Annotated in this window: 15 protein-coding genes and 2 tRNA genes; 7 read left to right on the top strand and 10 right to left on the bottom strand. The window is 48.8% G+C overall.

Features of this window, described 5'->3' with window-relative positions:
• Window positions 1–18 precede the first annotated feature (18 nt).
• From JIN82_RS04885 to creD, 4 genes are all read left to right on the top strand, one after another.
• Complete coding sequence (locus JIN82_RS04885) at window positions 19–951, top strand: ABC transporter ATP-binding protein (protein WP_200310524.1); 933 nt, start codon at window positions 19–21, stop codon at window positions 949–951.
• 273 nt (window positions 952–1224) lie between these two features.
• On the top strand, window positions 1225–1617 hold the full coding sequence (locus JIN82_RS04880) for a hypothetical protein (RefSeq protein WP_200310523.1): 393 nt from the start codon (window positions 1225–1227) through the stop codon (window positions 1615–1617).
• Window positions 1618–1803: 186 nt separating this feature from the next.
• Window positions 1804–1965, top strand: a complete 162-nt coding sequence (locus JIN82_RS04875) for a hypothetical protein (protein WP_200310522.1) — start codon at window positions 1804–1806, stop codon at window positions 1963–1965.
• On the top strand, window positions 1919–3457 hold the full coding sequence (gene creD, locus JIN82_RS04870) for a cell envelope integrity protein CreD (protein WP_325099468.1): 1539 nt from the start codon (window positions 1919–1921) through the stop codon (window positions 3455–3457). The genes JIN82_RS04875 and creD overlap by 47 nt, the downstream gene beginning before the upstream one ends.
• A 200-nt stretch (window positions 3458–3657) precedes the next feature.
• On the opposite strand, the gene JIN82_RS04865 is transcribed toward creD, so the two are convergent.
• The 8 genes from JIN82_RS04865 to JIN82_RS04830 form a co-directional block, all read right to left on the bottom strand.
• Window positions 3658–4833: a hypothetical protein gene (locus tag JIN82_RS04865; protein WP_200310520.1), complete on the bottom strand. Its 1176-nt coding sequence runs from the start codon at window positions 4831–4833 to the stop codon at window positions 3658–3660.
• Between the two features lie 198 nt (window positions 4834–5031).
• Complete coding sequence (locus JIN82_RS04860; RefSeq protein WP_200310519.1) at window positions 5032–6630, bottom strand: hypothetical protein; 1599 nt, start codon at window positions 6628–6630, stop codon at window positions 5032–5034.
• An 88-nt stretch (window positions 6631–6718) separates the two neighbouring features.
• Window positions 6719–7777: a DUF6973 domain-containing protein gene (locus tag JIN82_RS04855; RefSeq protein WP_200310518.1), complete on the bottom strand. Its 1059-nt coding sequence runs from the start codon at window positions 7775–7777 to the stop codon at window positions 6719–6721.
• Window positions 7778–7948: 171 nt separating this feature from the next.
• Window positions 7949–8188 carry an HP1242/YdcH family protein gene (locus tag JIN82_RS04850; RefSeq protein ID WP_200310517.1) on the bottom strand — a complete coding sequence of 80 codons (240 nt, stop codon included), beginning with the start codon at window positions 8186–8188 and terminating at the stop codon, window positions 7949–7951.
• A 191-nt stretch (window positions 8189–8379) separates the two neighbouring features.
• Window positions 8380–8455: transfer RNA gene (locus JIN82_RS04845), tRNA-Val, on the bottom strand.
• Between the two features lie 46 nt (window positions 8456–8501).
• Window positions 8502–8577 (bottom strand) — tRNA-Val (locus tag JIN82_RS04840).
• Between the two features lie 193 nt (window positions 8578–8770).
• On the bottom strand, window positions 8771–9697 hold the full coding sequence (locus tag JIN82_RS04835) for a hypothetical protein (RefSeq protein ID WP_200310516.1): 927 nt from the start codon (window positions 9695–9697) through the stop codon (window positions 8771–8773).
• Window positions 9690–10229 (bottom strand): RNA polymerase sigma factor, encoded by a 540-nt coding sequence (locus JIN82_RS04830; RefSeq protein WP_200310515.1) that lies wholly within the window; start codon window positions 10227–10229, stop codon window positions 9690–9692. The genes JIN82_RS04835 and JIN82_RS04830 overlap by 8 nt, the downstream gene beginning before the upstream one ends.
• A gap of 230 nt (window positions 10230–10459) precedes the next feature.
• Between JIN82_RS04830 and JIN82_RS04825 the strand changes: the two genes are divergently transcribed.
• The 3 genes from JIN82_RS04825 (at window position 10460) to JIN82_RS04815 (ending at window position 12158) form a co-directional block, all read left to right on the top strand.
• Window positions 10460–11107, top strand: a complete 648-nt coding sequence (locus JIN82_RS04825; RefSeq protein WP_200310514.1) for a hypothetical protein — start codon at window positions 10460–10462, stop codon at window positions 11105–11107.
• Window positions 11108–11125: 18 nt separating this feature from the next.
• Window positions 11126–11485 carry a hypothetical protein gene (locus JIN82_RS04820; protein ID WP_200310513.1) on the top strand — a complete coding sequence of 120 codons (360 nt, stop codon included), beginning with the start codon at window positions 11126–11128 and terminating at the stop codon, window positions 11483–11485.
• A 103-nt stretch (window positions 11486–11588) separates the two neighbouring features.
• Window positions 11589–12158: a signal peptidase II gene (locus JIN82_RS04815; RefSeq protein WP_234041777.1), complete on the top strand. Its 570-nt coding sequence runs from the start codon at window positions 11589–11591 to the stop codon at window positions 12156–12158.
• Window positions 12159–12168: 10 nt separating this feature from the next.
• On the opposite strand, the gene JIN82_RS04810 is transcribed toward JIN82_RS04815, so the two are convergent.
• Window positions 12169–12750 (bottom strand): DUF2062 domain-containing protein, encoded by a 582-nt coding sequence (locus tag JIN82_RS04810; protein WP_200310511.1) that lies wholly within the window; start codon window positions 12748–12750, stop codon window positions 12169–12171.
• A 130-nt stretch (window positions 12751–12880) separates the two neighbouring features.
• Window positions 12881–13309 (bottom strand): exosortase system-associated protein, TIGR04073 family, encoded by a 429-nt coding sequence (locus JIN82_RS04805; protein ID WP_200310510.1) that lies wholly within the window; start codon window positions 13307–13309, stop codon window positions 12881–12883.
• Window positions 13310–13323: the final 14 nt, after the last annotated feature.

Genomic DNA, 13323 nt, shown 5'->3' with positions numbered 1-13323 from the left:
CATAGAGAATCGCAAGATATGATTGAAGTCCGCAATGCGCAAAAGCGATATGGCCGCCACACCGCCGTCAAAGATATTTCCTTCAGCGTTGGAAAAGGGGAAGTTGTGGGGTTTTTGGGGCCAAATGGTGCTGGAAAGACAACAACTCTGCGAATGCTCACCGGATATCTGCCGCCTAGCTCAGGGACGATTTCTATCGCCGGTTATGACATATTTAGCCAATCCGTAGACGCGCGTAAGCACATCGGCTACATGCCAGAAAATGTGCCGCTTTACGATGATATGCGCGTGCGCGAGTACTTGCGCTACCGTGCTGCTCTCAAAGGGCTCAAAGGAAGCATGCTGCGCACCTACGTTAATGAAGCGATGGACCTGTGCGCGTTACAGCACGTGCGCCGCAAGATGATCAAAACGCTATCTAAAGGTTATCGCCAGCGCGTGGGGCTAGCGGATGCACTGGTGGCTAAGCCAGATTTGCTCATTCTCGATGAGCCAACCAACGGGCTGGATCCAAACCAAATTCGCCAAATCCGTTCACTCATCAAGCGCCTCGGAGAAAAGCATACCATCCTCATTTCGACCCACATCCTCAGCGAAGTGGAAATGATCTGCGACCACGTCATCATCGTCGATGAAGGCATCGTCAAAGCATCCGGCAAACCCGACGAGCTAGTAGCAACCATGCGTGCCGCCGGCAAAGTGACCGTCGAGCTCAAAGCCGAGGTGGATGAGGTGAAAGAAGCCATCGAAGGATTAGATAAAGTCAAAAAAGTCATTGTCGAAGAACCGGACTGCGATTGGAACAAATTCTCCGTTTTGGTAGAATCTGGCACCGACGCGCGCAGCCGCATCGCCAAACTCACCATGGCGAAAGGCTGGCCAATGCGCACACTCTATCGCCATCAGGCCACTCTCGAAGACATCTTCGTGGAAATGACCCGCAAAGATTAAACATTCCAGCTAGCTGGCTCTAATTAAAGTTTTTCAAGCGGCGACATTTCGCCGCTTTTTTATTTCCAGCTAGCGGTGTGATAATATTCCAGAATTGGCGCTTTGATTGTAGCTGATAGATGCCCCGCTCACCGCAGTGTATTTATGGTGCCAGCTAGATTAGATTCGCCACCTGTATGACGGGTGAGTTTGTGAATCACTCAAATAGAAGAAGTTTGTAAATTTCTTTGAAAAGTTAGAATAGAATGGCATCGTAGACGTCTAATGTAGATCATGCGCTTCTTATTATTTTCACTCGTCTGTGCCGGATTGGCATTTTTCTCCCTTACGCAAGCTAGAGCAGCTGAGCCTAGTCGCCCAGTGCTCACTGAGGCGGTGTCCCTAGACCTGCTGTCAGACTGGCTAGGTGAGAGTAAAAACAAAATCACCATCGCCTATACGCTCGATGGCACCTACGTATCTGAAGGGTTTCGCGCTGAATACGCTCATCAGGTAGTCGCAGTGGTGCCGCAGCTACGCCGTGGTGCTTACAAAAGCAGCGTGGTGAAAATCGTCTTTTTCTGGAATGCCGACCTCGGTTGGTTCATCGCCGAGCCAGCGACTATCCGTGGCGTCGATGGCATGCGCATCTGCAGCGAGCGCCGTGGGTATTTTGAAATCCCATAAGTTCAGCTAGAAAATCAGCCAGCTGGTAGATCTATGCCAGCTGGAAAATATCAAGCGCCACAATCATTCTAACCGCACATTTAATGTGCGGTTTTTTTGTGCTCAGTCTCTTTTAGCCAAATCTTCACGCTGATTTCACAAACCCTTCATCATGGATTCACACAGCCGTATCAGGCTGCAGGGGTCATGAAGATAACAGGATTCAAATCAGCCGCCGGCTTGATTGCTTTTGTGATTTGTTCACAAGCATTTGAAGTTTCAGCCATCCGCTTAGGCCAGCAAAATGATGCGGCCGCTGCGAGTGAAAATTACCAGAAAGGAGACGCGCGTGGAAGATCCAACAGCTAAGCCCGAAGACAATGGATCTGGACCGCAAGACGCCGAGCCAGCTAAACCAGAAGTGCCAGCTAAGGCTACACCTGTAGCTGGAACAACTCCAGCTGTTGGGGATTCAGCTAAAGTTCTGCCGCGCATAGAGAAATCAGCTGAGCCGAGTATTGGGGAAAGCTTGAAGACTGGCGGCAGTATCGTCAACAAGATGTATCGCGGGGCGACGATGGGCTCGAAGATCTTCTTGATGGGTGTGATGGCCTTGGTTCTTCTTCTGCCAGCTAGCATGGTCAAGGGGCTCATGGAGGAACGTGAAACGCGTCGCGATCATGTCGTTAGGGAAATTAATGATAAATGGGGCGAAGAGCAAACTATCGCAGGACCATACCTGCGCATTCCCTATCTGAAGCAGAAAATGGATCATCGGGGACAGTCTAATAAGCAAGAAGGAGCCATCTATGTTTTCCCTAACCAGCTAGATATAGCGGGGCAGCTAGATCACGAAGTTCGCTATCGAGGAATCTTTGAAGCCGTATTGTATTCGGCGGGGCTAACGATGCGCGGCGATTTTGATTTATCCAAGCTAGCAGACAGCGGCATTGATGAATCTTTCCTGCTGTGGGAGCAAGCTGAGTTAGTGCTAGAGCTGAGCGACCTGAAGGGCGTACAAGCTGCCGAGGCTGTGGTTTTTGATGGTGCGGAGAGTTTATTAGATAGCTACAGCCATGCTAGATTTGCCGGTAAATGTCAGCTCGCTAGCCCAGTGAAATTAGACGCCGAGAAAAAGGATTACGCCTTTGCTCTACAGCTCCAGCTACGCGGCAGCGACGGGCTCAATGTGGTGCCTGTTGGAAAAAATAACCAAATCAAACTGAGCTCCAGCTGGGATTCGCCAAGCTTTACTGGCAACTTTTTACCTAGCCAGCGTGAGCTTAGTGATCAGGGATTTTCCGCTCAGTGGAATGTCTCCAGCCTGAACCGTGGGTTTCCGCAAATTTGGACCGACAGCACCAGAAATATCTCACAGGATGCTTTTGGGGTCAGGTTGATGATGCCTACCGCTACCTATCAGAAATCCATGCGCTTAGTTAGCTATGCCTTTTTATTCATCGTCTTCACCTTTGCCGCTATGTTCTGCGCTGAGCTGATCAGCAAAGTTTCTATCCACCCGCTGCAATACTTGATGGTAGGGGTATCGATGGTGATCTTTTATCTGCTGCTCATTTCTCTAGCTGAACAAATCGCCTTTGGTGGCGCCTACTTTATCGCCGCAATTTTAATCTCATCGATGGTGGTTAGTTATGTGTCTAGCATCGTGCGCAATCGCTCTATGACGATAGCTTTAGCTGGCATGTTAGCTGCATTATACAGCTACTTTTATATTATCCTGCAGTGTGAAGATTACGCCCTAACGATGGGTAGCTTAGGATTGCTCGCCATTGTCGGCATCGTCATGCGCCTTACTCGTGGCATTCACAGAACTGCGGATCTGGAACCGCAAAGCATGTAATGATTTCTCCTGAAGTAGTGAAGTAGTGAAGTAGTGAAGTAGTGAAGTAGTGAAGTAGTGATGGTGAAAAAATTGGGCTGGCAGGTTTTATTATGTTTTTCCCGCCAGCCCAAAATAAAAAAAGACCAACCCGCTAGGAAATGGGGTCCTAGCGGGTTGGCTATTTATTTTACGATGGCTAGTAATGGCTAGCTAGATCTTTACAGGTAGGAAATGAAGAGTGGTACTTTCTCAGTTTCCCATTCCCAGTTAGGGAACTTCTTGAGGAACTTCTTGTCTTCATCTCCTAGCTTACCGATGCAGAATGGTGGCCAGATTGGGCGTCCGTCTTTGGTTTTCCGGTACTCTTCGCCTTGCTTCTCTATCATCAAGATGAAGCCAGTTGCGCCACCTGGTCGCTCACCAATGGCGATGTCGATCTGCATGTTCTGGCCTTCTTTGAGTGTGATCCAGTCGCCGTATCTTAGTGGCGGGCCGACGTGGCTTTTGAATTCCTCACCGCGTGACGGTGACCAGCGGCCAGCGATATGGCGGTGCAGGCCTGGCCAGCTTCCTTCTAAGCGCATGCGCCCATCGATGAAGACTGAGAGTTGGTCATCACCCATGCCGATGAAACGGTAGCGGCCAGCTTCTCGAGCTTGGATGGTGCCTTTGTAGTGGACCATCCAGCCAGTTGGCTCCACTTCTTTTTCCACCCCAAAGTACTCAGGCCCCAATTTAGCTGGAGATCCGGGGATCGCTAGGTAGTTCAGGTATAATTTTTTGTTAGCAGCGAAGTGGTTTTTGAATGCGGATGGCGCAAATTTTTCTTTGTAGATTTCTAACACAGGTTTGGTGTAGTGCTCCATCTTCTTAGGATCAAATGGTCGTGGCTCCATCGCACGGTTTTGTTTGAAGTCGTAGAAGGTTCCTTCTAACCCGCCAGCGGCATCTGATGAGCTGCCCCAGCCAGTGACCGCTTCATTGCTAGATGAGAAATCAGCAGCAAAGCTCATGTCACTGCCGAAGTCCATGCCGCTTCCGAAGTCGGCTTCAATTTCAACGGAGTCGACATGCGGGATAGAAATGGCAACAGATGAGGTGGTCTGCGCAGCTATAACCTTAGTCTGGCTCATTGTTGGAGATGGAGGAGTCGGTTGTGTGAGCCTGTTGATCTGGCGAGTTTCTTGAATTTCGGTCACTTCGTGAGTAGGAGCCGTGTAGCTAACAATTTTAGTTTCTTCCTTAACCTCAATGACGATCATCATGATCGCGAGAGCAACACAACAGAGAACAACCACAAGCACGGCGATCAGCCCACTACTGATGGCGGCGACCGTTTGCTGCTGCTGAAGTTGTTTTTTAGCTTCTGGAGATAGTTCGGCGTGTAGACTCATAGGATAATGCGGTTAATCATCTGCTTTAACGGTTAAGTATGATGTCTTATTAGGTGGTTTTGGATTTAAATGTTAACAAACGCACGTTTTTAAGTTTGTGATACATATTGCTGTTTGCCTGAAACGTAAAAAAGCTCACCGGGTGGTGAGCTTTGAAATGACGCTTAGTTAGTAATTTAGCCAGCCAGCTGGCTGAGTTTACCAGCCTTCGGTGTTTTCTGGCGCGTGGCCGTGTGGGCAAGTGGCATAGCAGGTGCCAACTTCTGGGATGGTATCTAGCAAGATATAAGCGGTATTATCTACCGGGCAAGTTGGTAGATCCATGATGGCGTTAAGGCCAAAGATTTCGTCCCTATCGACAGGTGCACCAATTGGCTTATCGTAGATATTTTGCCATGATCGAATCGCCTTTTGCATCTGCTCTTGGTTGAGCTCACAGGTCGCCTTATTTGCTTCGTCTTTATAAGTGGATGCGCCAGTGAACAAAACGGAAGTGGTTAGCGTGCTAGCCATGATGCCATTGGTTACAGAAACTCCTTTGCTAGCCATAGGAGAGTTGGCTGCAATGAGAACTCCATCGCTGTTATTGGCTAGCGCCCATGTGTAGCCGTGCGGTGATTTGTTGAACCATTGGACGAGTGGCGCGAGCAAACTCTCAGTGGTTGATGCGTAGGTTCCCACATAGTCGTTAGTTGATAAACTAGACTCGATGGCGCTGACGAGAGGCATGGTTAGTTGCTGGCAAAAGTCGTGAGAAATGTAGACCAGTGCGTTGCCTTTGGCTGGAATGCCATCCATGGCAGCTAGGTAATTTTCTGAGCTAGCTAGCTTTGGGCTGTCATCACGGTATTTTTCTAGCTGAGCGATATCAGAGACTAGCCAGAGTCTATCATTTTTTATATCGACGATTAGAGAAGGGGTGATTTCGCCCATTGGTGTGTCTGTCGATTCACCCATGTTGATGATTTTTAGACCGTCTTTTTCTTCTGCCATCATCATGGCTTCGTAATCCGTGCCGTATTCTTGCCAGAGCCAAGCGGCATTATCGATGCGCATTGCCATCTCTACGCCAGGGTATTCGGTGCCGTCTGGACCGGTCCAGCTGCTATCTGCTTGCAGGTCTAGCATCATGGCTACGCGGATATTAAATTTGCCCAGAATGTCGCCCAAGTTCATCGCCCCTTGAGTGAGCGATTGGTTGAGAGTCATCTGTGCTTCCTCAGCCATGCCCATGCGTTTGGCGAGTTTTTGGTAGAGGTCTTTGGTTTGTTTGAAGTTGATTTCAAACTCAACTAACAAATCCGTTCCAGCTGGCGCGAAGCTTGGGCCAATGTATGGAGTGGCGCCGCCGCCCATGAGCGAGAGCAGGCCAGTGCGCTTTCCATTAGTTTGATAGAATGTACGGTTGTGATAGTAGTCACCTTTGTTCAATGAGCTTTGCCCTTTGGCGGTGATGTTATCTAGGCCGAGCTCTTTCATAACTTCTACCAAGATGACTTGGCTGGAGATGTCGGAGAATTCTTCTTCCTGACGTAATGTTTGCACAAAGTCATCGAGGAATTTGCAAAATTTCTCGAGGTCTCCATCAGTATTGGTGATAGAGAAATACTCGCCCTGAGTATCTAGCTGGGAAATGACTGGCGCTAGCTGTGGCGAAAAATCAACTTGCTGAGCTGGCGTGTTCTCTTTGATGCGCTGCTCGCTATCGTTGATTTCGGCGGCGGGCTTTTCCTCGCAGGAATTGAGCGCGAGTAGGCCCGTTAGGATAACTGGAGTGATCTTAGTTAGCTTGTTCATGTATGCCCAGTATTCTGCTGGACTTGGCTAAGAAACGTCGATTGTAAAAACAGTCAAATTTCGTAGCGCTGAAGCGCTTGTTCGTTAGCTAACGAAGCAGCGAATCCGCTGGGCGAGATTTGGCGTCATCTGGGCTGAGCACGATGCGTTGGTCGGTAGCTAGCAGATTGGGGATTTGCTGGAGTTTGGTATTTTCAGCAAATAACTTGCGGCCCACCGCATTGTTATTGTAGTCCATGAGACGCTCAAACTTCTCATTGTTAGGTTTGGTTTCCTGTGCGTCGGTGACGTATTTGGCGAAATCGGGGCCGAATGTCTCAGTGAGCATAAAACTCCAGCTGGTATGGCGCAGCGCGTCTTGTTTCCATTTGTCGCGCGGCTGGTAGCGTTTGCTGAGTTTTTCGGCTTTGTCGGTGATGAGCATGATGACGGGCATGCGCAGTGGGTAGACGGAGACGAGTTTGATTTGTTCGGCTGCGAGATCGACTTTGAGAGCTTTGGCGATGGCCCTGACATCATCTTCGCTGAAGCGCAGGCGATATTGGTCGCCGTCGTGTTCGGTGTATAGCTTGGCTGGAATTTCGTTGTCTCCAGCGCGCATGACTACCTCACCGCTGAATCTGAAGTCGCCAGTGCCGCTGTTGGTATTGAAGAGTTCGGTTACGCCCGTTAGGATTTCTTTGGCGGCCTCTTTTGGCTGCACGATGGGCACATTTGCTAGATAGACTTGGCCTTTGGTAAAGCGGTCGAAGGGGATGTCTTTGGGTAAATCTGATTGGTGGAATTGGATATCGAAGTCAGATGCTTTGACGCTGCCTCGCAGGGTGAATGGATTGTGCAGGCTAACGACGACGCTGTCGCATTTGAAGGTGGATTTGAGATGATGTTTGTCACCGGGGATGGTGTCGAAGTTCATCTTGATAGATTCTATCGTCACTTGAGTCAGCCAAGGAGCTACTTTGATATTGGCAAATTCGATATGGTCGATTTTCACCCCCATGCTTTGGGTTTTTGCCTGCACCTTGGGGAGGATTTTGTTGCAGACTTTTGGCGCGAGCCAGCTAGCGGTGAGCCAAATAACAAGCCAAACGGGGATGGCTATGATGATGGCTTTTTTGCTCAATTTCTTTAGCCGTGGAAGATTCATATCGCGTTGTGTGGGTGACTATTGAGACATAGCGATTGATAGCCAACTGAGCAAGGGGAGAATGATTGTTGTTAGTTTAGGGTGTTATTTGGAAAAATACGGGAAATCAAAAACCCAGCAGGTGAGTGCTGGGTTTTACTAACGCTCTTTCTGCTGTAGTATTATTTCTAATCAGCTAGCTGTAATGATCTGATAGAGTGAGTCTTTGAGCTCAGATCTATCGTGCTTGAGCTGGTGCATGGCTGGGTCGTCGATTGGGCCGCCGCGTAGTTCTAGCGTGCGGATTTCTTTATCCAGCGCGTTGTACTTTTTATTTTCGGCTGCAAATGAGGCATCGTTTTCGATGAGTTTGTTGATGGTCTCGGAGTGATTTGGGAATTCGTTTACCAATGAATGGATTTCGCCTAACATAGTTTTAGTCTGGGTTCAGTTAATTAGAATTTACACTAACGATTCAAACATAGGTAAATATGTAGTTGGCGTCAACTTGAAGATGCGCGGCTGGCTAGCGGTGAGCTGGCATGGCGCGTGGGCGCTGGAAATTTAGGGCAAAAAAAATCACACTGCAATGAGTGTGACGGGCAAGTAAAAGAAGAATTTGATGGTGCTGGGAGAGGGACTCGAACCCCCGACCAACTGGGTGTAAACCAGTTGCTCTACCAACTGAGCTATCCCAGCACGTAAATCAAATCTGCTACCTAATCTACTACGAGAGGAGAAAAGATGGTGCAGGGAGAGGGACTCGAACCCCCGACCAACTGGGTGTAAACCAGTTGCTCTACCAACTGAGCTATCCCTGCACTTGTTGCGGTGACCGCTTGAGCGGCTGACGCGGCGGCAAAAAAGCATTATTTGGAGAATAATGCAATCTATTTCTGTGACAAAATTTCATCTGGACTCATCAAGCTGTTTAGAATCAGCCGGTCAACAGGATAAAAAAAGCGATGACCACAGCTGGTGTGATCATCGCTTGTTGAGTCGCTTTACAGAATCTTAGAAGATACTGGCTAATTTCTCCGGTGAGATTTTGCTGAGCATGATGTAGGTATTGTGGTCATCTTGCCAGCTGATGACGTTGTACTCAGTGGATGAGCAGTTGTAGCAGTCTTTTATGGAGACTTGGCTGAGAGCTGGCAATTTATCACGCGTTTGGGTGCGCTTGGTGATGACGAGGTGTACAGGTCCTTCACCTTCGATGGGGAAGCAGATCAGGCTAGCTTGGCCACCGTCTGAGAGTTTGATATTGCTGCAGCCGAGAGCTGGCAGGTTGCGGATGCCCTGAGGAATGGTGTCAGGGGTGGGCATTTCGTGCTCGCTGAGCCAGTTTTCTACTTGGGTATTGTCTGGGTTTTGTTTGTTGTTCAATGAGAACTCAAATGAGGCATTGAGAAATTCACCTGCTTGAACTTGTACTGCGTGGGTATCTAGCGGGGCGAATTTTTCAGGTGTCTCAATCTGGGTAGCTAGGTAGGCGCCGAGGCTGATAGCAGCGGCGATGCCAGCAAATGATCTCCAGTGATGTTTCCAGCCAGTTGGTTTTTTGATGCTGGTGACATTATCTGGTTTGAATAAGTCGTCATCTTCTTGTTCCGCAGTGGCGATGATTTGTGACTTGAGTCCAGCTGGCACGGCGATGGATTGCAGGCCATCGGCAAAGGCTAGGTCGAAGTCGTCGAAGTCATCAACAATATCCGCTGGCTGGACGGCGTAGAGAATTTCTTCGCGCAGGTGCTCAGGGATATCGATGGTATTGACTGCGGCGATGAAAGCTGCGTCGTCGGCGAGCTCATCGGAAAGCCAATTGGCTAGTTCGGTATCTTCGGCTGCCAGCTGGAGGGCTTCAGCGAAATGAGGATCGGCTGCATCCTGGCTATTTGAGCGGAAGCTTTGCAGAATTGTTTTTGCGTTTCCTTTATCCATGGTTCTTTTGGCGGGCCTCCGGTTTGATTGAAATGATTTTGTCTGAGCAGCTTGTTTCGCTCATATTTTTTTTCAGCTGAGTTTTGCCACGCGAGATGCGCGACATGACGGTGCCGATGGGGATGTCTAATATTTTGGCGATTTCCTTGTAGCTATGTTGTTGTAGGTAAAATAAGCTCAGCGGCGCGCGGAACAGCTCGTCTAACTCCATGAGCTTGCGCACGGCTCTTTTGGCATCAATTTGCCTATCGCTGGCGTCACTGTGGCTGGGTAGTTTGTATTCTATCTCGTCAATGTCCTCCGAGCTGTAGCGTTCTTGTTTGCGCTTGGTTGCTAGAAATTCACGATAGAGTGTGGTGAATAACCACGTTTTCGCTTTGCTGCGGTCTTTGAGTTGGTGACCTTTTTCTGCCCACCGGCAATAGGTCTGCTGCACCAAATCAGACGCGCCATCCGCGTTTTTTGCCAGAGAATAGGCAAAGCGGTATAGCGCCTGATAGTGAGCTTCTACAAGTTGCTGAAATTCGTCCATCTGCTGGATAAGATGGACTAGCTGCTACTTTATTCCATTAAAAAACGATTAGATTTAGCGGCGGCGGTAAGCTCGATTTGCTGATTTTGTTTAAAAATACTGTTTATTGACGGTGTTTCGACGGTAGCGCAGCATTTAAGGGGGGTTGTTTGTCAATATAAATTGATAATTTGCTGGCTATATCAGAGGATTTTCAATAAATTGAGTGAAGATTAACCAAACTTGTCTTAATGTCCCGAATCTCAGAACATACTCACCACCTCAATGTCCGCGAAACCCAGATGGAGATGCGCACTGATAGCGTGGTAGGTCGCTCGGCCTTGTCAGAAGATTTTGAGGCTCAATTGCAAGAAGCCCAAGATCGCTTAGTTCAGCTGCAACAGCAGCAGGAAGAAGTAGAGCGCAAGCGTGTTGAGTTGATGGAACTTAACCGCGATAAGGAAGAATTTCTTCAAGGACAGGTGGAGATCACTGAACGTCTGCGCACGGCGGTGACTTCCATTGATCGTGAGGTTTTTGTCATGCGCCAGGAGCTCGAGGAATTGGAGCAAGCAAGGGTTTGTTTTGCAGGGCATTTGGAGAAAATCGAAAGTTTGGATCCAGAGTCTTGGGCGAATGATAATCTACGTCACGAGCTGGCGAAGTCGATCTCAGCCATCGATCTAGCTGAAGATGAATACGAGCAAGCGGTGGAGCATTTTTGTGATGGCCGCAGCGCAAGCATCTTTGGATTGGCAGCTGGCAAGTCCAGCGGGCGCGTGATCAAGCCAGTTGTGCGCAGCGAGTTTGTCCAGCAGTTTATGAACGGCTTAGCCTTCAACCTGCCGATGGTTGTTTTGGCTATCATTGCCGCTTTAGTTTATTTCATGATGCCATAATTGCGTAGAGGAAAATAGATGCCTTTATTAGCCAAAAAAGATAGATCACCAACTGGGCGCAGCGAGCGAGCTAGCGACGAATTGGCCAGCCAGGAGCAAAAGCTGCTGGATGAAATTCAGCGCCTGCGCGATTTTGTGGAAAACGAGCCAGACCGTCTGCGTCAGGCTGAGGATGAAGCGGCGCGCATTCTACCGCCAATGGACGATCTCGACGATCGTCGGCGTGAGAGAAGCTTCTACGAGCGTTACGGTCGTGGGGAAATCAAGAACGAAAGGCGCAAACAGCAGCTTAGCGGCTTCTTGATATTCCTGTTGATTTCGGCTTCTGTGGCGATGGGCTACTGGGTGTACTTGATCATTCAGCAAGCTATTGTTTAAGTCGCTAGCAGAAAGTCATATTTCAGTGTGACAATCGCCGAGTTTACGCCTACTCATGTGGGCGCCTCGCACGAGGCCTTGCATTATGGTTAACAAGAAATCAATGATCCAGATGGTCCTGTGGGTGACCATTCCCTTGTTCATTATCGATCAAATATCCAAGTGGTGGATTGTGATGAATTATGCGGAGCCATTTCCTGGCTTTGAGCCGACTAAGGTGATCATTGAGGGGTATTTTAATATTGTGCGCCGGCATAACCAAGGTGTGGCTTTTGGCATGGGCAACGGCTCAACATGGGCACCTATCGTTTTCTTGTTTGTGCCTATCATCGCCATTTTCTTGGTCAGCTATTTCTGGAAAAAGGGTGCTTTTACAGGTCCGTCCAAGTGGGCTCCACCATTGTTGTTAGCTGGTGTTTTTGGCAATCTCACTGACCGCTTGCTGCAGGGTTTCTTCCTCTCATCAAACACAGACGAGCCATTTTTTACCCGTCTGCTTCACGGTTACGTTGTCGACTTTATTGACGTGACGATTCCTTTCATCAACTACCGCTGGCCAGCCTTTAATGTGGCCGATAGCTGTATTTGCATCGCCGCTAGCTTGTTGTTCATTTCAGCTCTGCTGGAAGGAAAAGATGAGCTGATGGCTAAAAAGCAAGCCGAGGCTGAATAGCCGCTGGCATTCAGTCCTTCTTGCTGGAATCTTTTTTATCTCTGCGCGCACAGTAGCCACGGTTTTGTTTGATTGGTTTGCTGTGGTGCAGGTGAGGTAACAGCGCGTAGATGCCGTAGACGATAGGGTAGGCTAGCAGACTCGCAAATATGCCCATCATGAAGAAGCCTAGGATAAAACTGCCGGGGTGAATGTGCATGCCCATCCAATAAACTTCGTGCATGACAAACTCTTCGAAGGGGAGCTTGATAGATGTATTTTCTAGAAGCCACTGACCGAGTTTTGCCTGGCTAACCCAGATGGGGATTTGGGTAAATGGATTGCTAACCCAACATGCTGCTAGAGCGATAGGGATGTTAGCTTTGGCTCGCAGACAAGCGAGAGCCGCAATGATCATTTGAAAGGGCAGCGGCATCATCGCGCAGAACAGGCCGATAGAAAGACCACTAGCTACGGTGTTGCGGCAGGGTGTCCAGAGTTGTCGATCGAACACCGGACTGATAAGTGCGTTGAGCCACGGTCTCCTGCGAATGTGAGGGTGTCGCAGGTGTCGGTAAGCTCTTCTAACGAGCCGTAGGTACTTGCGCTTCATATTCCGTGGTCAAGGTATAGTTAGTGAGAGAGTAACGCCAGTACAGTTGCTATGAAACGCTTATGATGCAATACGAAAAAACCCGATGTCTAAGCGACATCGGGTTTTAAAAATCGTTGCGTATTCAAGCTTAGTAGCTTGTGGTACGAACGTGATAATATTGTTCTGCACCCAAAGTTGGTGGGAACTCAGAGAGTCCATCATGTGGGTTCATCTCGATACGTCCGTCTTCTCCACAGCGCTGATACGGTGGCTTGAATGTGCCATGGTATGTTGGGCAGTAGAATGTGAAGAGTTCGTAGAAGCCGTAGCCCATACGCTTAAACATGCGGCCTGTGCCGTCTGCTAGTCCGTATGAATAACCTGCTTTACGACCGTAGCTGTCAGTCTTGCGGACAACCTGCTCTGGGATTTCAGCAATACCAAAGAAGATATTACCGAATGCACGACCAAGTTTGCGAGTTGGTGTGTATGTAGATCCTGGAGGCGCCTGGATGTCACCCATGACTCCAGTTACGGTTACGAGGAGAGCCGCTGCAATAGTTAGTGCTTTTTTCATCGTGTTTAGATATT

The sequence above is a fragment of the Persicirhabdus sediminis genome (assembly GCF_016595495.1).
Taxonomy (GTDB): Bacteria; Verrucomicrobiota; Verrucomicrobiia; order Verrucomicrobiales; family Akkermansiaceae; genus Persicirhabdus; species Persicirhabdus sediminis.
Note: the sequence above shows the minus strand (reverse complement) of the source record. Positions and strands in the feature narration are given on the sequence as shown.